Here is a 17,551-nt window from a genome sequence, read left to right as displayed (position 1 = left end):
TAATGATATTATTAGCCTCACCTGTATATGGTCAGCAATTCACTTGGGAAATGCAAGAGTTTGCCGCCATTAATTCAATTGCTAAAGTAGTTGAATTAGACGGAGCAAAAGTTTTAGAAGTTACTAGAGACTTAGTCAAATCTCCCTTTGATATCAATAATATTGAGAACTCTGTGGATGGACCGACCTTTGTTAAGTTGGCAAATACTGACATCGAAAATGGTATCATCGAAGTGAAGATGTTAAGTAAAATTCAAGTGGATTCACCGTTCCCACAAGCACGAGGATTCATCGGTTTGGCCTATCGCATCGATGAGGGGAATTCCATGTTTGAGAATATTTATTTGCGCCCAAGTAATGGTCGAGCTGATGACCAACTGCGCAGAAACCATACAGTTCAATATTTTGCCTATCCTGGTTATACTTTCAGCCGCTTGCGAAAAGAGGCAAATGGCTTATATGAAACCTATGCGGATATAGGATTAAACGAATGGATTGATGTCCGTTTAGAATATCAGGGAGAGAAGGTCACTTTGTTTATAAACAACCAAAAGTCACCTAATTTCATTGTCAACAAAATGTTAGGCAAATCAACGAGAGGAAGCATTGGTTTGTGGGTGGAAGTGGGGACAATTGGTTACTTCAAAGATTTTAAAGTGACGAATAATTAAATAAAAGGGCTAAATAATTAGCCCCTTTATTTATTTACTTGAAAAATAATTCAACACGATTTCGTTGAACTCCTTCGGATTAGTTGCGTAATATCCATGACCCGCATTCGGGATCACTTTTAATTCGGATTTGCGGATCGTCTTCAAGAAATAATCAAAAAGGTGTTGATTATTAAACGTCCCATTTTCAGCTATTAATGCTAAGGTTGGCACTTGAATCGTAGGCAAAATATCCCGCCAATCATTTCCTAAATGTTCCGTTAACAACTTACCCATCATTAGCTCACGTGTGTTTTTGGGAGGCTGTTGTTGGCTTTTTGGCATGCGCCATGCGGTCCACAAATCCTTGTCCGTCGCGCTGCCCGTATACATCTCTTTTTCTTGGCTCGTCCAAGATGGATCTGTAACTAAACAAGGAGCTTCGTCGCCTAATATGTATTTGATGACTTGCTTTTGGCCAAATAAACCAAAATAGCTCCATGCTACCGTATTGCCCATAGAGTGCGCTAAAAGATAAAAGGAGCCAATTTTTGCGTCAGCAATCATCTCATTTGCATCTTTTGCAAAGCGTTCAATGTGTACGCCGTAGTTTGGATCTTCTGAAAGTCCATGCCAACGATAGTCCAAGCAGTACACTTGAAATCGCATGCCAATTACCTCCAAATTAGGTTCGAAATTAGTAGAGCTTTGCGTGTAGCCTGGGAAAATGACCAAGGGTTTCCCTTGTCCTGTAACTGTGTAATGTAATTTAACGCCGTCTGAAGTAGTGAAATAACGATCGGATTTTTGTGCTAGGACCGAGGATGCAAACAAACAAAATATTAAATGGTAGATTTTCGTTTTAGACAATTTTTTCATGTTGAATATTGCTATTGGATAAATATTTCCACAAATTTACAGCCATTGGTGTACTTTAGTAACTGAAAAAGTGAATAGTAGTAACCTGAAAGTAACTAGAAATTTTCTATGCGTTTTATCGATAATCCTCTTCAGTGCCCCGTCACCCGAACCATGTCCATCATAGGCGGAAAATGGAAACCCATCATCATCAATTGCCTAGGCGATAAGTCGCTCCGTTTTGGTAAACTCAATCAACTCATGCCGGCAATTTCCAATAAGGTTTTATCCAATGAACTAAAAGAATTAGAAGCTTTGACTTTGATTGAACGAAGGGAATTTCAAGAACTCCCTCCTCGCGTGGAATATAAATTAACCGCGGCAGGACAAAGCCTTTTACCAATCATGCATGAAGTCGCTAAATGGGGAAATTCCCATTTAGCTAAACAACTAGAAACTCAATTACAATAAGCCACAAAACTGCCCATTCAAATGAAAAAACCTGTACTACTTTCCTTCGTTTTCCTACTTTCTTATTTCTTTGGAATACAATCTACATTAGCCAATGAACCTGTCAGTATCAACGTAAAAATAGCCTCAGGTATCATCCAAGGGAAATCCGAAAAAAGTGGAATTAAATCTTTTAAAGGAATTCCTTTTGCTGCACCGCCTATTGGCAACTTACGCTGGAAAGCCCCAGCTCCTGTAAAGGCATGGGAAGGTGTAAAATCATGTCTTACTTTTGGCCCCAGTGCCATACAAGCTCCACCTGCTCCATTTTATATGTGGTCAGAAGAGTTTTTAATTCCTAAAGAGCCCATCAGTGAAGATTGTTTATACCTCAATGTTTGGACAGCTGCCCAAAAAACGAGTGATAAAAAACCGGTGATGGTTTGGATACATGGTGGTGGCTTTTCTTCAGGTGGGGCGTCTGTTCCTATCTACGATGGTGAAAAATTAGCCGCCCAAGGGGTTGTATATGTAAGTATCAATTATCGAGTGGGAATTTTTGGCTTTTTTGCTCATTCAGATTTAAGTAAAGAATCTCCCAAGCATGCTTCTGGGAATTATGGACTTTTGGATCAAATAGCAGCCTTGCAATGGGTAAAAAACAATATTGCTCAATTTGGCGGGGATCCCAATAATGTGACCATTGCAGGTCAATCGGCAGGCTCGATGGCTGTAGTTAGTTTGGTGGCTTCTCCATTAGCGAAAGGGCTCTTTCATAAAGCCATTGCTGAAAGTGGCGCTGGCTTATTACCCAGAAATCCTTTGGTATCCAAACAAGCTCTGATAGGGCTTAATGAAGCGGAAGAACAAGGTAAAAAAGCCCTAGAAAACATAGGTTTGCAAAACTTAGAACAGATGAGAGCTATGCCGGCTGAAGAACTACGCAAAAAAGTTCCCAGTAGAAGTGGCATCATTGTGGATGGCTATTTTCTTCCAGAAAGCATAGAACGGATTTTCAACCATAAAAAACAGAATAAAGTCCATTTACTTACGGGATGGAATGAAGATGAAGGACTATTGATGGGCCCTCCCAAAAAGGCAGATGCTTTTAAAGCCGATATTGAAAAACAATACGGCAATTATGCCTCAGATTTGTTAAGTCATTATCCTGCCAGCAACGACTCAGTAGCCTTGCTTTCACAGAACAGATTGGCTAGAGATTTGATATTTGGGGCTCCCAACTATATCTTGGCAAATTTGCACAGCAACCATGGAAATCCTGTCTATGTGTATCGATTTACCCGCGTTGTCCCTGCTTATGGAGAATATAAAAAGTTCAAAGCTTTTCATACGGGTGAAGTGCCCTATGCTTTGAATACGCTTCATTTAGTCAATCGACCTTGGGAAAAAGAAGATTTAGCATTAGCGAATACGATGTCTTCCTATTGGGTCAACTTTGCTAAATCTGGAAACCCTAATGCCAAAGGATTACCTATATGGCCAGCTTTTAATGCTACTTCTCTGGAGATTATTAAATTAGATAAGCAGGTAGAAAAAATGAAAATTCCAGACCATGCCAGCTTAAACTTCTTTTATCAACGTATCTATTTAAACTAAAACGCTACATATCGGAATGTCGTCATTAAAATAAGCTCAAACATTTAGTATACGGTCAACAAGGAATTTCTTATATTCGTTTTTTTAGCGCGCAAATTTATGCTCATTTATGGATTAGGTTTACTTGCCTTTAGTTATTTAGCAGGTCAATTATTTGGAGATTTTTTAGGTGAAGTGATTGGTGTTCAAGCCAATGTGGGCGGTGTGGGATTTGCCATGTTGCTACTAGTTCTTTTACATAACTATTTTCAAAAAAAGCATTGGGTCAAATCCAATTTTGATGAAGGAATTGGATTTTGGAGCAATATGTACATCCCTGTTATCGTAGCTATGTCGGCCAGTCAAAATGCCCTACTCGCATTTAATCACGGCATACTCCCAATTATAGCAGGAACCCTTATTGTCATCATTGGCTTTGCCTTAGTTCCTCTTATTTCGAGCATAAAAACTACACATTCATGAATATCATTTCCTTTTTTGAGAAAAATGGTATGATTACTAGTTTTCTCTTCATCGCTATCATTATGTTGATCGCTGATCAAATTTCTACCAGGCTTTTGCGTAAAAAAATACCCGGTTCTGCCATTGCCATTTTATTGGGTTTACTGTTGGCCTATTATGGAGGGATGATAACAGGTGGAGAAAAAGGAATTGCCGATTTCCCTCTTTTCAGTGGTTTTAAATTAGTAGGAGGTTCTATGTTCCGAGATTTCTGCATCGTATCCACAGCTTTAGGCGTAAGCTTTCCTGTCATGATACAAGCTGGGAAAGCTGGTATCATTTCCTTGGCATTGGGTTTGGTTGTTTCGTTTGTTGTAGGAATTTGTGTAGGATTGGCCTTTGGATATCAGGATGCTGAAAGTCTTGCCACGATTGGGGCTGGAACATTAACGTTCATTGTAGGTCCTGTAACAGGTTCTGCTTTGGGAGCCAGTTCAGATGTAATCGCATTAAGTGTGGCTACAGGAGTAGTCAAAGCCATTGTAGTAACCGTGTTTACCCCCTTGGTCGCGACTAAAATTAAACTAGACAATCCACATGCAGCCATGGTATTTGGAGGATTGATTGGAACTACGAGTGGTGTGGCCGCAGGTTTAGCAGCCACCGACCAAAAGCTCGTACCTTACGGAGCATTAACCGCTACTTTTTATACGGGTTTAGGATGTCTACTTTGTCCAAGCGTCTTTTATTTAGCTTTAAAAGCTATGATATAAACAATACTTTCAAGTCGTTTTTAGTCACCTTACCCATCGCATTTCTTGGTAATTCAGAAAGGAATACATACTTTCTAGGAACGCGATAGGCTGGCATTTTACTTCGCATAAAAGTATTCAATTCATCTGTACTACTATGGGATTTCAAAACCACGGCTGCTGCAACAATTTCTCCCCATTCTTCATCTGGCAAACCGACTACTGAACAATCTTCTACACTGTGATGAGTTCTTAATACTTCTTCAATTTCCAAAGCGGATAATTTATATCCTCCCGATTTAATGATATCGGTGGAATTTCTTCCCAAAATTCGATAATAACCATCCGCTAATTCGGCCACATCCCCGGTTTTAAACCAGCCATCTTCCGTAAATGCTTCTTGGCTCGCTTTTTCTTTTCCCCAATATTCCTTGAAGACCGTTGGCCCTTTAATTTGGATTTCGCCAGGCTGACCTTCCACGACTCCATTTTCTTCATCCACCAACCGAACTTGCACATTGGGCAATGGCATACCTACATGCCCAGCCCGTCGCTCTCCTAGATAAGGATTACTAATAGCCATGCCTATTTCTGTCATTCCGTACCTTTCCAATAAGCGCTGTCCACTTAAAACTTCCCACTTTTCCATCACAGAAACAGGCAAAGCTGCTGAACCCGATATCATGAGACGAAAAGCTTGCATGCACGTTTTTAGTTCATTTCGTTCACGGTCGCTCAATGATTCCAAATAAGCAATAAGCTTAAAATAGATGGTAGGTACCGCCATGAATACATTCAATGCCCCTTGCTTAAATCGAGTAAAGATTTCTTCAGGCGAGAATTGTGGCAAAAACTCTACTTTCCCTCCTACGTACAAGGTGGCAGATATCACATTAATAATCCCATGAATATGGTGCAAAGGCAAGACACAAAGCGTGTGATCATTGGCCGTGTAATTCCATGCTTCTACCAAGGATTTAACTTGACTTTCTATTCCATGATGTGTACTTAACACGCCCTTAGGAAGACTGGTGGTACCACTCGTATACAATATCATAGCTCCCCGATCCACATGTACTTCAGGTAATGGGGTTTGATCTGATTGCGGCATTTCTTCCCAAATAAGCAATCGAACACCCGCCTCTTGGCAATAGTCCGAGAGCAATGGTGTAAAACTGGCTGAACAGATGAAGGTCTTAGCTCCTGTGTCTTGAAGAATGTATTTGATGGAATCCAAAGGATGGGCTAATGCTACGGGAACTGCAATTCCTCCTGCTAACCAAATCCCCCACTGAGAAGATACATAGGCAAATCCTGGCTCCACCATATAGGCCACAGGGGATTCATCTAAGTCCGATTGATCCAGCAATAGTCCACCAGCAATTTGTTCTGATCGATCAATCAGCTTGGAATACGTGTAGGTGGAATTGCCAGATAAAAGAGCGACTGAATCTCCAAATGTTCGAGCATTCTGTTGAAAATATAACATAGTTTATACGGGATAAATCATACATAAGATATTGAATCAAAAAGATTCAATAGGCTTAAAATTAGGACAAATTATCCAATAAATCTCGCACGCTCATCAAGTGAAAGGTAAAATAATGATCTAATATTAGTGATTCAAATAGAAGTATGCGTCCCACAATAAATTACGCATTTCTAAGGCCTTTTTAGAAGCCTGTAAAACTTCCTCCCATTTATTTTCATCTTTCCCACACAATTGATTGACCATATCCTTGGCCAAATGGCTATGATGATCGCCATCTACTTCAATATGTCTCTCGATGTAATATCGAAAGGTAGATACCTGCTCTGGAACTTCGGTGTATAAGCGCTCCAACAATTGATGAAACATCGATGGAATTAAATCTTCTCGTCCAAAGGTAAAAACCCCTGCCTTCACATGAATGGGAGCATGCAAAGCTATATCAAACGTATATTCCAAAAATGATTGTATATAGGGATTTAAGCCTATTTCTCGAATCGCATCTTGGATATTTATCCCCTCACGTACTTTTTTAATGAGTAGATCAATCGCCTCAGTTGATGCGCCCATTTGAATCATGGCTTTCTGATAGAGTTCAAAATGACTAATCCTGTTTCCTTGTTCATCAACATCCGACTCCTCTCCCAAAACTATTTCATTGATTAAGTATCGAGTATCGGCCGAACCCACAGGAATCCAAGGAAGCTGTACTGAAGTTAAACCGATTTGCAGTGATTTCAACAAACTCATAAAATCCCAAACGGCAAATACATGTATTTGGGTAAATTTTTGTAATCCCGCTAAGTCGTTAATTTTAGCATAAATCGGGTGGGATAAAAGTTTATTCCTTTCTCCTTCAAGTTCACTTGTTAGGCGTAATAATTGATTTTCCATATGGAAGAAAACGCCTTTCTTGTCAAAATTGTTTGAACAAATAAGTCCTGATTTTTAAGGAATACCGTTATTTCAAATAGAGGACCTTCCCATTTATATAGATAAGGGATAGGTTTTTAATTCCTTAAAAAATATTTTTGACATCGATCATTGAAATGCCGAGAATTGCTCTACACGAACAAATTGCATTGACATTGTCCATGGATTTAATAAGTGATTATTTTTATCTCTTCAGAAAATTGCCAATTTCATTTGATGCTTGGTTGCATTCAAATAAAGCTTAATCTTCACTAGTCTATTGAAAATACATCAATGTATCAATTGGAAAAATATGGGCATTCCAATCGTAATATTAAAGGGAAAAGTCACCCCCAAAGCCATGGGAATATATATTCCTGGGTCGGCTTTCGGTGCTACCATCCTCATGGCTGCAGGAACAGCTATATAGGATGCACTAGCGGCTAAAATCGCAAAAATCAATCGATTCCCTTGATTATCCGTGACGAATTGACTGATATAAGCTACCATGGAGCCATTAAACAAGGGAAGAAGTATAGCAAAGAATAAAACAAAATAACCCTGCTGTCTAAATGCTGCAATCCGACTAGCCGCAACCATCCCCATATCCAACAAAAAGATGGCTAAAAATCCCTTAAAAATATCGGAAGTGAAGTGTTTAATACCAGCTGTTTGATTGGAATCTGAAACAAAGCCAATCAATAAACTGCCTAAAATCATCAATACACTTCCATTCGTTAAAGAATGATGTATGGTTTTCTTCCATTGAAATTTCTCCCTTTGTTCTAGCTGTGATTCAGAAGGAAATAAACTCATCAATAGCAAACCCATAATTATCGCTGGAAATTCCATGGATGCCATTATGGCTACCATTTCTCCTCCAAACTTCATCTGATTCATTTCCAGAAAAGCCACAGCACTCACAAATGTCACGGCACTAACAGAACCATACGAGGCGGCTATCGCTCCAGCATTATACGAGTTCAGTTTTGTTCTTAGTATAAAAAATGCATACACCGGAATTATGCTGGCCAAACATAAACCGAAGACAAGGCTTTTGACTATTTCTCCTGTGATCCCAGTAGCCGCTAATTCCGTTCCACCATTAAAACCGATGGAAAACAACAGGTAAAGTGCTATAAAACTTTTGGATGCCGCAGGTACTTCCAAATCACTTTTTAGAAATTTGGCAAGCATCCCTAAAATAAAAAAGAGTAAGGTGGGGTTAGTTAGATTAAATACAAGTAGTTCAAAATTGATCATCAAAAGGTGGTTTAAGTTTGTTCTTGTAAAATTCTAAGTAAATTCAATTCCATGAGAATCGCAGTGCTTATGCCTACTTTGTCCCATAAAGGATCTGAACCAGATTTGATAAGATAAAGTAGAACGGCAATGGAAATTAAATGAATAAAAATGGCTGAAGATTTTTTGATATTCATAAGCGATATTTTAATCTGGGCGCAAAGTAAATACCAAAAAATCATTACTATTTATTTAAATTTATAATGAATAACATAAAATAAATTTATGAACTACACCTTAAATCAATTGCAAATTTTTGTCAAAGTAGCTCAAACGAAAAGTATCACTAAGGCATCAGAAGAACTGAATCTCACTCAACCAGCGGTTTCAATTCAGATAAAAAATTTCCAATCTCAATTTGAATTACCCCTGATTGAAATCGTAGGAAAGAAAGTTTATTTGACTGATTTTGGCAAAGAAATAGCCTTATCTGCAGAGGAAATTATTGAACAAGTATATGCTATCAATAATAAGATGAAGGCATTTAAAGGCCAACTTTTCGGTCGCTTAAAAATCTCCGTCGTCTCCACAGGTAAGTATGTAATTCCCTATTTTTTAACGGATTTTTTGAAAGAAAACCAAGGGGTTGAACTCTCCATGGAGGTGAGCAATAAGGAGAAAGTATTTGAAAACCTAAAAAAAAATGAAGTGGACTTTAGTCTAGTTTCTCTTCCCATAGAGGGCCATAATTACGAATATCTTGAATTACTAAGTAATGAACTCTACTTGGTGGGAAAACCTGAAATTCTTGACCAAAATCCCAAAAAAAACGCCAAATTATTGGCTTCCAATCTACCCATGATTTACAGAGAACTTGGATCAGGAACCCGAAAAATCATGGAATCGTATTTACAACATCAAGAAATTCATGTAGAAAAAAAGATTGAATTAATGTCCAATGAAGCGGTAAAACAAGCGGTCTTGGCAGGCCTTGGATATTCCATCATGCCGATTATTGGAATTAAAAATGAATTACAAAATGGTTCATTAGTCATTATTCCTCAAATGGGCTTACCAATTACCACTCAATGGACATTAGTATGGAATCATGGTAAAAAACATTCTGCCGTGGCTAAAGCCTATTTGCAATTTGTCTTAGAAAATAAGAATCAGATCATTAAAAAGTACTTTACATAAAGAAAGCCAAACATAGTATGCTTGGCTTTACTGAATTATTTTTTCATTAAATATACTAATACATCAAATCTTTATCGTCTTTTGATCGAGATTTGACCCACAAAGTAGGCTAGTACATCGAAACAAAAAAATTAAACTATTTTATGTATATCATTAAAAAAATTTATACATTTTCTTGAAATTGTACTTTTCAAATGATCGGCATTGAATGAACACATAGTCATCTACGTAGCAGAATACTTGATTTGAAAGAATCTATACTGACAGAATGAAATAAAAATTGGACTGTAAATCAGCTCATTTAATTAGTCTTTCTTCAATCATCATGCCTCTTTTTTATACTTTGCTTTAAATAATAAAAAACAGGAATAGGTAAAATAGCAATTTGGTATAAAAAATATACCCATGACCACATATTTCCTATTTTTTGTCCCCCGCGGATAATCAACAATTGATCTTCTGATTGTCCCTGAGAAAACACGATATTAGAGACAACATTCCATCCTAGATGTAGTCCAATAGCCAACCACATGGATCTTGAATAAGCAAAAGAAAAAGCAAATATGGCTCCTGCAAATCCTGTCAAAATAAACACATAAGCCATTTGAAGAATATTTCCCCAAGCCCCAAATGTAAACCAATGATAGATTCCAAAGGCAACAGAAGATATTAAACAGGCTTTATAAATCCCCAACTTGCTAATTGCGATATACAACAACGCTCCTCTAAAAATCAGCTCTTCATAGACCACCGAATTAAACATCCATAAGAGTCGATCAAAAAAATGGCTAGAAGTAAAATTAGGGTTAATACCCATGCTGGATTTTGATATATAAACCACCATATACAAACCAAAACCTGCTACCAGGAAAGAGCAAATGAGTCCAAAGATTAGATCAAAGAATCGCTGTGAAGATGGTAATATTCCTAAGGCATTAAGATGGCTTTTGTCAAAGAACCAAAGCAATATCCAAGAAAGAAGCAACTCAACAAATAAGCCAGCCATAGTCTCTTTTTTTATCAATTGTAAATTTACCCTCCCAAAAAAAGCTACCAAATCACGTATACAAATAGCGAATTATCTTGCTTAGAAAGTAGAAAACTGCATTCTTTCTAATTTTAATGACTCATATAGTTAAAAAATGCTCCAACAGCTTCTTCCACTCTTCTTCTAAAGTCCCATTCGGTCGATTTTTCTTAGCCCTTCCATACCAATAATCAGCATTCCAAATATCCCCTTCTTTGCGATGTAAATAAGCATGCACCCAGGCAGAATCACGGTCATTTAATTGATCTACTTGCGCATGCGCACTGTCCCAATCCCCTTTGGCATCATACCAAAGACTCTTCAAGATAGGACCAAGATTAGAAGGAGGAGATGAAAGCTTTAACGTTTCTTCAAATGATGTAATGTCATTCATAACATATATTCCGTTTACAAATTCAATTTAAAACAAAAATTTGATCAAATCTGATTCGCATGCTTCGTTCTGACACATGATGTCATTACATGGCAGGGAATAACAATAATTTTATTACTTTCAATGTCATATCAAGGGAAACAAATGAATAACCGGCGTGAATTTTTAAAACAAAGCTCGGGGCTTTTTGGCCTATCCGCTTTACAATTTATTAAGCCTAACAAAGCTCTTTTGTCCTTTTCAACATTAGGCTGTCCCACTTGGAATTTTTCGCAGGTGATTCAACACGCTACAGAAAATCAATATTCAGGAATTGAAATTAGAGGTATTAAAGGAGATTTAGATCTTCCGGCTAATCCCCTATTTTCCCCTTCAACTATTTCTTCCACTCGGAGGCAAGTAAGAGATGCTGGTTTGAAAATTATTAATTTAGGTTCATCTGCCAATATGCATTTTTTAGACCCTATAAAAAGGCAAAGCAATATGGATGAGGCAAAAAAATACATTGATCTTGCAAGTCATTTATCCTGCCCATTTATTCGGGTTTTCCCCAATGACCTCCCTAAAGATCAATCAGAAAAAGAAACCGTGAATGCCATCATTCAATCATTGATTGACTTAGGGGATTTTGCTAAATCATCTGGGGTAAAAGTGCTTTTGGAGTCTCATGGAAAGGTTATAAAAAGTGACTTGCTCCTACATATCATGCAAGAAACAAACCATGCTCATGTAGGACTAGTTTGGGACTTCTTTAATATGTGGTCAATTACGAAAGAGCCCCCAGCTCAGGTTTATGCCCAATTGAAAAAGTATATTTTACACACACACATAAAAGACGCAATTGTATCCGATAGAGGCGAAAAATACACGCTCATAGGAGAAGGAAACGCACCCCTTGGTGAAGCCCTTCATGCGCTAAAAGCAGGAGGATATCCTGGCTATTATAGCTTTGAATGGGAAAAACTTTGGCATCCTGAGATACAGGATCCAGAAATTGCCATTCCACATTTTTCTAAAAACTTTTCAACATATTGGCAATAAAAATGAGTTTGAAGGATAAAAATACGTTTGATGCTATCGTCATTGGTTCTGGCATAAGTGGAGGGTGGTCAGCCAAAGAACTCACGGAAAAAGGCCTGAAAACACTTCTGCTGGATCGAGGTAGAGACGTAAAACATGTGAGCGATTACCCGACTGCCATGCACAATCCATGGAATTTTCCACATGGTGGTCAAGTTCCATTAGAGGTTAAAAATGAATACAAAATTGCTAGTAAAAATTTTATTTTCACCGAAGCCACTTCTCATTTTTTAACGAAAGACGAAGAACAGGCTTACATTCAAGAAAAGCCCTATGATTGGATTCGGGCTTATCATGTGGGCGGCAGATCGCTGTTATGGGGCCGACATACCCAGCGTTGGAGTGATTTTGATTTTACCGGTCCAGCTCGAGATGGATTTGCGGTCGACTGGCCTATTCGTTATCAAGATATCGCTCCGTGGTACAGTTATGTGGAAAAATTTGTGGGGATATCTGGCAACAAAGACGGTTTGGAAACCTTACCAGATGGTGATTTTATAAAGCCTTATGACCTTTCCTGTGTTGAAAAACATTTTGGGCAAGTAGTGAAAAATAAGTATCCTGATCGGCATGTCATTATTGCACGCACAGCCAATTTAAGTCAGGCTGACAAAATCCACCAATCAGTTGGTAGAAGCCAATGCCAAAACCGAACACTTTGTGAACGAGGATGCCCTTATGGGGGATATTTTAGTAGTAATTCTGCCACATTACCTGCGGCATATAAGACAGGAAATTTAACCCTAAAAACACATGCTATTGCTCATTCCATCATTTTTGATGAGCATAAAAACAAAGCCATCGGCGTTCGAGTGGTCAATGCATTAACTCATGAAATGGAAGAATATTTTGCCTCTGTTATTTTTGTAAATGCTTCTCCTTTGGCCACTAATTTAATCTTATTGAATTCCATTTCTTCTCGTTTTCCCAACGGACTTGGTAATGATTCTGGAATATTGGGTACACACATGGCTTTTCATAGTTATCGAGGTAGAATTACGGCAGAATATGATGGGGATTTGGATTATAAAACAGCGGGTAAAAGACCCACTTCTGGGTATATCCCACGATTTAGAAATGTGTATAAACAAGAAACAGATTTCTTGAGAGGTTATGCCAGTAACCTATCGGCCAGCAGAATTGTGGAAAACACCCATGACCTTGTTGGAGAATCGTTAAAACAATCTTTATTAACTCAAAAACTTGGAAATTGGCATATCAACGTGGGAATGATGGGGGAAACTATTCCCAAGGCACATTCTACTGTTCGTCTAGATAAACAATTTAAAGATAAATATGGGATACCCCAACTAAGAGTATCGGTGGCATATGACGATAATGATGAGAAGATGCTAAAGGATTTTCATGAGCAATTTACTGACATGTATGAAGCTGCAGGATTCAAAAATATACAGCCCATCGACACGAAACGCGTACCTGGAAATGAAAACCATGAAATGGGAGGAGTGCGCATGGGAAAAGATCCCAAGACCTCTATGTTAAATGCTTTTAACCAAATGCATCATTGTAAAAATGTATTTGTCACCGATGGATCTTGTATGACATCAACCTCCACTCAAAACCCATCCCTCACCTACATGGCACTTACTGCTAGGGCCGTCGATTATGCAATTCGTGAAAAAAAGAGGCAGAATTTATAAACATATTCCCTTACCAAAACCTTGTATCCTCTAATTTTTACTCAAGAAAATTTCGCTTTGGGAGATTAGGTCCGAAGCTCGGACTAATTTTCTGTTTCTAGCATATTACGTATTAATATTCATCCCTATTTCATTTTGATTGGAGAAACCTCTCCCTTCATATTTCCCTTCCCTTTAGACTCAAAAACTATATTTTGACTAGTTGGCAAAATTTAAATCCTTTCAAATAGGGGTTTTTTTAGCTGAAATATAGGCTCAATTACCTTCTGGAATATCAATTTTTTTAAGATTAAAATCTATCAGCGATTTCCATTTCAAGGACTAAGACGCCTCTTATTTAAAATAATTCTAAATAAGGCATTGCTTTAGAGGTTTCGCTCCCTATATTTGTCCTTATTTATAATTAGTCTAAATAAAAACATGAAAAAGTATACCCTATTTCCATTGATGCTAATGAGCATCACAACATTTGCTCAGAGAATTCAAAGTGATACCACTTTTGTCAAAGAATTATCGGAGGTTACAGTAACTGCATACCGAAATGATTATAAGATTGATACCAGTATTTCCATATCTAAAATGCCCATGAAGGACATGAAAAATCCTCAAGTCTATAATACCATTTCAAAAAATATATTGAAAGACCAACTCGTCACCAATCTACATGATGCATTAAAAAATGCAACAGGTATTACTCGATTATGGGAAAGCACAGGAAGAGGTGGAGATGGTGCTGAGTTTTATAGCATGAGGGGCTTTGCCCTACAACCTACTATGATGAATGGTATGCCCAATATTTCAAACGGAACAGTTGATCCCGCAAATATTGAAAGTATTGAAGTGATTAAAGGGCCATCGGGCACTTTGTATGGTGGTAGCCTGATTGCTTATGGAGGATTGATCAATATTGTATCCAAGAAACCATATGAAAGATTTGGGGGAGAAATAGGATATATATCTGGAAGTTACGGACTGAACCGCTTCACGGCCGACATCAATATCCCACTTGGTGATAAAATTTTCGCTCGTTTAAATGTGGCTAATCAATACGTAAAAAGCTTCCAAGATGCCGGCTTCAATAAAGTATTTTACTTGGCCCCAAGTATAAAAATAAACGCCAGCAAAAAATTGACTTTCCTTTTCAATACTGAATTTAAAAATGCCGAGGCAGCCAATGCCCCCATGATTTTCCTGAGCAGATACGCGGCATTATCATTCAAGACCATGGATCTATTTGAAAAAAATTACGAGAAATCATATACGTCAAATAGCCTAAGCATGAAAAACCCAAGTTTCAGCATTCAGTCGCAGGCTTTATATAAACTTTCCAATAACTGGACCTCACAAACGATTCTATCAAGAAGTCATACCAAAACCAACGGCTATTACCAGTACCTATGGGATTCTTCGAATGGAAATGAATTTACCCGTTTTATTTCAAAACGCGATGGTGAAACCAATACGGTAGATATACAACAAAATTTTGTTGGCCATTTCAACCTGGGTACTTTCAAAAACAATGTATTGCTAGGAATCGATTACCTAAACAGCCAAGTTGAAAATTACAGCACTGGCTGGGTGGCCAATGGTGTCGTATCCTTAGTTAACCAAAGCGATAACGGCAAATTAACAACGCAAGGAACGGATCAACTACTGATTAATTCAGCAGAAGGGAATTCCATCGCTGAAACTAAAATCGTGAGTGCTTATGTATCTGATGTAATCCATTTCTCTCCGAAATTTTCGGCAATGTTAAGCTTACGTCTAGACAATTTCCAAGGAAATCCATCCATTTGGAGTTCAGATCAATTAACATCTCAAACCACTTTCTCTCCAAAATTTGGGATTGTTTACCAGCCAATACTAAATAAGGTTTCCTTTTTTGGTAATTACATGAATGGTTTTAAAAATCTGAGTCCGGTAGAAGTCGCTGATGTAAATGGCAATAATCCCACCCTTAAAATTCTTACTCCTGAACATGCCAATCAATGGGAGATAGGAGTCAAAACGAATTTGTACAAAGACAAAATTGCGCTAACTGCTAGTTATTACAATATCCTGGTTTCCAATAAATCCATGTCTGACCCCAATAATATCAACAACACCATTCAAGGAGGTGAGGTTGAGAGCAAAGGTTTTGAACTGAGTATGGTTACAAGCCCGATTGAAGGCCTAAGTATCATTACAGGCTATAGTCACAATGAAAATGAAGTGAAAAAAGATACGCCAAACGGTGGGTATTTAGGCTTGAGAACAGAAGAAGCCGGACCTGCCAATCTATTTAACTTTTGGGCTATTTATCGTGTTCAAAATTCAACATTAAAAGGAATAAGCTTAGGCTTAGGTGCTAATTATGCCAGTGAATTCAACACTTTGAACCGTGCAAATATTGGTAGTTTTACCTTACCTAGCTATACCATTTTCAATGCCTCATTAGCTTATACAATCAACCAGTATAGTATCAATTTGAAAGTAGATAACCTGGCCAATACGAAGTATTATGCCGGATGGAGCACGGTTACTCCTCAGCGATTGAGATCTGTTTCTCTTGGATTCAATTATAAATTCTAATCCATTTAGAGGTGATCAAAAAATATTTCCGCAAACTCCACCTTTGGCTCGGTTTAATAACCGGGCTATTGGTATTTATCATATCCATAACGGGTTGCTTGTATGCATTTCAAAAAGAAATTCAGGATTTTACTGACGAATATCGATTGGTATTAAAAGAAAACAAAAGGATTCTACTACCAAGTGAAATTCAACAAATTGCTCATAAAAAACTGCCTGGTAAAAATGTCCATTCAATTAAATATTACCAAGACAATCATTCGATAGAGGTAACATTCTACCATCGAGATCCTTTCTACTATTACATCATGTACATCAATCCCTACTCTGGAAAGGTGCTGCATACACAAAATATGGAAGCGGGTTTTTTCCCCTTCATACTAAAAGGTCATATGTATTTATGGCTTCCTCAAGAGGTGGGGCGGGTAGTCGTGCTACTAGTTACTCTACTATTTTCCATCATCGTTTTAAGTGGCTTTATATTATGGCTTCCTAAAAACTGGCACATTCTCAAAAAGCGGATTTGGTTCAAATGGAAAGAAAATACCAAATGGAAAAGAAAAAATTGGGATATACATGGTATCATAGGCTTTTACTCCCTCTCCTTTTCTATTATTTTTATCATAACGGGATTAGTATGGGTCATGCCAAATTTTGCCATGTGGTATCATAAAGCTATTGGAGGTGAAAAAAGCCTCATCTATGTAGAGCCTGTTTCTCGATATATAAAACCTATATCAAAAGAACCATTAGACGCTATTTATCAACAATATGATTCTTCTCGAATAAATTTTGCGCAAATAGAATTACATCCTCCAGAATCAGATAGTTCAAGTATCTCGGTCGTCATAAATCCAAGTTATGACACTTACTGGAAGGCAGATTATGTCTATTATAATCAGTTTTCACTGAAAGAGATCCGAGTAAATCACATTTGGGGGCACTACCGAGATGTGCATGCTGCTGACAAACTATTGCGCTTAAATTATGATATACATGTAGGTTCGGCATTGGGTATAACAGGAAAAATCCTTGCCTGTATCATGAGTTTACTGATTGCGTCCTTACCTATTTCAGGTAGCTTAATTTGGTATGGCAAATGGCGAAAAAAATCTCGTGTTGTGTCATATCCTCACATTATTTAATCATAAAATTAGTTTCATTTGATGGATGAATAGGATGTAATTCCGTATATTTTCGGGATTAAATT

16 protein-coding genes are annotated in these 17,551 nt (G+C 37.7%); 10 read left to right on the top strand and 6 right to left on the bottom strand.

What is annotated here, in order from left to right:
- Positions 1 to 2 precede the first annotated feature (2 nt).
- A complete protein-coding gene (locus G9H65_RS01475; protein ID WP_166373582.1) occupies positions 3 to 671 on the top strand; it encodes a LamG domain-containing protein in 669 nt (222 codons plus the stop codon).
- Between the two features lie 30 nt (positions 672 to 701).
- Here the strand turns inward: G9H65_RS01475 and G9H65_RS01470 are convergent, their stop codons facing one another.
- Entirely contained in the window at positions 702 to 1,529 is an 828-nt protein-coding gene (locus G9H65_RS01470; RefSeq protein ID WP_166373581.1) for an alpha/beta fold hydrolase, read from the bottom strand.
- A 153-nt stretch (positions 1,530 to 1,682) separates the two neighbouring features.
- Here G9H65_RS01470 and G9H65_RS01465 point away from each other — a divergent pair, with 153 nt between their 5' ends.
- The 4 genes from G9H65_RS01465 (at position 1,683) to madM (ending at position 4,789) form a co-directional block, all read left to right on the top strand.
- Positions 1,683 to 1,979: a winged helix-turn-helix transcriptional regulator gene (locus tag G9H65_RS01465; protein ID WP_235927434.1), complete on the top strand. Its 297-nt coding sequence runs from the start codon at positions 1,683 to 1,685 to the stop codon at positions 1,977 to 1,979.
- 21 nt (positions 1,980 to 2,000) lie between these two features.
- Positions 2,001 to 3,575, top strand: a complete 1,575-nt coding sequence (locus G9H65_RS01460) for a carboxylesterase/lipase family protein (protein WP_166373579.1) — start codon at positions 2,001 to 2,003, stop codon at positions 3,573 to 3,575.
- Positions 3,576 to 3,674: 99 nt separating this feature from the next.
- Positions 3,675 to 4,037, top strand: a complete 363-nt coding sequence (gene madL / locus G9H65_RS01455; protein ID WP_166373578.1) for a malonate transporter subunit MadL — start codon at positions 3,675 to 3,677, stop codon at positions 4,035 to 4,037.
- Positions 4,034 to 4,789 (top strand): malonate transporter subunit MadM, encoded by a 756-nt coding sequence (madM, locus tag G9H65_RS01450; protein ID WP_166373577.1) that lies wholly within the window; start codon positions 4,034 to 4,036, stop codon positions 4,787 to 4,789. Before madL ends, madM begins: the two co-directional genes overlap by 4 nt.
- On the opposite strand, the gene G9H65_RS01445 is transcribed toward madM, so the two are convergent.
- From G9H65_RS01445 to G9H65_RS01435, 3 genes are all read right to left on the bottom strand, one after another.
- Complete coding sequence (locus G9H65_RS01445) at positions 4,779 to 6,257, bottom strand: acyl-CoA synthetase (protein ID WP_166373576.1); 1,479 nt, start codon at positions 6,255 to 6,257, stop codon at positions 4,779 to 4,781. The two genes, madM and G9H65_RS01445, sit on opposite strands and share 11 nt — an antisense overlap.
- 126 nt (positions 6,258 to 6,383) lie before the next feature.
- Positions 6,384 to 7,151, bottom strand: coding sequence for a DUF3050 domain-containing protein (locus G9H65_RS01440; RefSeq protein WP_166373575.1), 768 nt, complete (start codon positions 7,149 to 7,151; stop codon positions 6,384 to 6,386).
- 309 nt (positions 7,152 to 7,460) lie between these two features.
- Positions 7,461 to 8,432 (bottom strand): sodium-dependent bicarbonate transport family permease, encoded by a 972-nt coding sequence (locus G9H65_RS01435; protein ID WP_205753213.1) that lies wholly within the window; start codon positions 8,430 to 8,432, stop codon positions 7,461 to 7,463.
- Positions 8,433 to 8,696: 264 nt separating this feature from the next.
- On the opposite strand from G9H65_RS01435, the gene G9H65_RS01430 reads away from it, so the two are divergent.
- The gene (locus G9H65_RS01430; protein ID WP_166373574.1) at positions 8,697 to 9,608 is read left to right on the top strand and encodes a LysR family transcriptional regulator; all 912 of its coding nucleotides are present in this window, start codon (positions 8,697 to 8,699) and stop codon (positions 9,606 to 9,608) included.
- 316 nt (positions 9,609 to 9,924) lie between these two features.
- Here the strand turns inward: G9H65_RS01430 and G9H65_RS01425 are convergent, their stop codons facing one another.
- Together G9H65_RS01425 and G9H65_RS01420 are read right to left on the bottom strand one after the other, a co-directional pair.
- Positions 9,925 to 10,614, bottom strand: a complete 690-nt coding sequence (locus G9H65_RS01425; RefSeq protein ID WP_166373573.1) for a CPBP family intramembrane glutamic endopeptidase — start codon at positions 10,612 to 10,614, stop codon at positions 9,925 to 9,927.
- Between the two features lie 121 nt (positions 10,615 to 10,735).
- Complete coding sequence (locus tag G9H65_RS01420) at positions 10,736 to 11,029, bottom strand: hypothetical protein (protein WP_166373572.1); 294 nt, start codon at positions 11,027 to 11,029, stop codon at positions 10,736 to 10,738.
- 144 nt (positions 11,030 to 11,173) lie between these two features.
- Between G9H65_RS01420 and G9H65_RS01415 the strand changes: the two genes are divergently transcribed.
- From G9H65_RS01415 to G9H65_RS01400, 4 genes are all read left to right on the top strand, one after another.
- Positions 11,174 to 12,070: a sugar phosphate isomerase/epimerase family protein gene (locus G9H65_RS01415; protein ID WP_166373571.1), complete on the top strand. Its 897-nt coding sequence runs from the start codon at positions 11,174 to 11,176 to the stop codon at positions 12,068 to 12,070.
- 2 nt (positions 12,071 to 12,072) lie between these two features.
- Positions 12,073 to 13,770, top strand: coding sequence for a GMC oxidoreductase (locus G9H65_RS01410; protein WP_166373570.1), 1,698 nt, complete (start codon positions 12,073 to 12,075; stop codon positions 13,768 to 13,770).
- Between the two features lie 420 nt (positions 13,771 to 14,190).
- Complete coding sequence (locus tag G9H65_RS01405; RefSeq protein ID WP_166373569.1) at positions 14,191 to 16,341, top strand: TonB-dependent siderophore receptor; 2,151 nt, start codon at positions 14,191 to 14,193, stop codon at positions 16,339 to 16,341.
- Between the two features lie 11 nt (positions 16,342 to 16,352).
- On the top strand, positions 16,353 to 17,486 hold the full coding sequence (locus G9H65_RS01400) for a PepSY-associated TM helix domain-containing protein (protein WP_166373568.1): 1,134 nt from the start codon (positions 16,353 to 16,355) through the stop codon (positions 17,484 to 17,486).
- Positions 17,487 to 17,551 lie beyond the last annotated feature (65 nt).

Origin of the sequence: Aquirufa ecclesiirivi (assembly GCF_011250515.1) — a bacterium.
GTDB lineage: Bacteria > Bacteroidota > Bacteroidia > Cytophagales > Spirosomataceae > Aquirufa > Aquirufa ecclesiirivi.
The sequence above is the reverse complement of the archived record's forward strand: the minus strand, read 5'-3'. Positions and strand labels throughout refer to the sequence as shown.

Coding starts and splice junctions, on each gene's coding strand:
- G9H65_RS01475 (WP_166373582.1), top strand. CDS start 3: ATGATATTATTAGCCTCACCTGTATATGGTCAGCAATTCACTTGGGAA.
- G9H65_RS01470 (WP_166373581.1), bottom strand. CDS start 1,529: ATGAAAAAATTGTCTAAAACGAAAATCTACCATTTAATATTTTGTTTG.
- G9H65_RS01465 (WP_235927434.1), top strand. CDS start 1,683: ATGTCCATCATAGGCGGAAAATGGAAACCCATCATCATCAATTGCCTA.
- G9H65_RS01460 (WP_166373579.1), top strand. CDS start 2,001: ATGAAAAAACCTGTACTACTTTCCTTCGTTTTCCTACTTTCTTATTTC.
- madL (WP_166373578.1), top strand. CDS start 3,675: ATGCTCATTTATGGATTAGGTTTACTTGCCTTTAGTTATTTAGCAGGT.
- madM (WP_166373577.1), top strand. CDS start 4,034: ATGAATATCATTTCCTTTTTTGAGAAAAATGGTATGATTACTAGTTTT.
- G9H65_RS01445 (WP_166373576.1), bottom strand. CDS start 6,257: ATGTTATATTTTCAACAGAATGCTCGAACATTTGGAGATTCAGTCGCT.
- G9H65_RS01440 (WP_166373575.1), bottom strand. CDS start 7,151: ATGGAAAATCAATTATTACGCCTAACAAGTGAACTTGAAGGAGAAAGG.
- G9H65_RS01435 (WP_205753213.1), bottom strand. CDS start 8,432: ATGATCAATTTTGAACTACTTGTATTTAATCTAACTAACCCCACCTTA.
- G9H65_RS01430 (WP_166373574.1), top strand. CDS start 8,697: ATGAACTACACCTTAAATCAATTGCAAATTTTTGTCAAAGTAGCTCAA.
- G9H65_RS01425 (WP_166373573.1), bottom strand. CDS start 10,614: ATGGCTGGCTTATTTGTTGAGTTGCTTCTTTCTTGGATATTGCTTTGG.
- G9H65_RS01420 (WP_166373572.1), bottom strand. CDS start 11,029: ATGAATGACATTACATCATTTGAAGAAACGTTAAAGCTTTCATCTCCT.
- G9H65_RS01415 (WP_166373571.1), top strand. CDS start 11,174: ATGAATAACCGGCGTGAATTTTTAAAACAAAGCTCGGGGCTTTTTGGC.
- G9H65_RS01410 (WP_166373570.1), top strand. CDS start 12,073: ATGAGTTTGAAGGATAAAAATACGTTTGATGCTATCGTCATTGGTTCT.
- G9H65_RS01405 (WP_166373569.1), top strand. CDS start 14,191: ATGAAAAAGTATACCCTATTTCCATTGATGCTAATGAGCATCACAACA.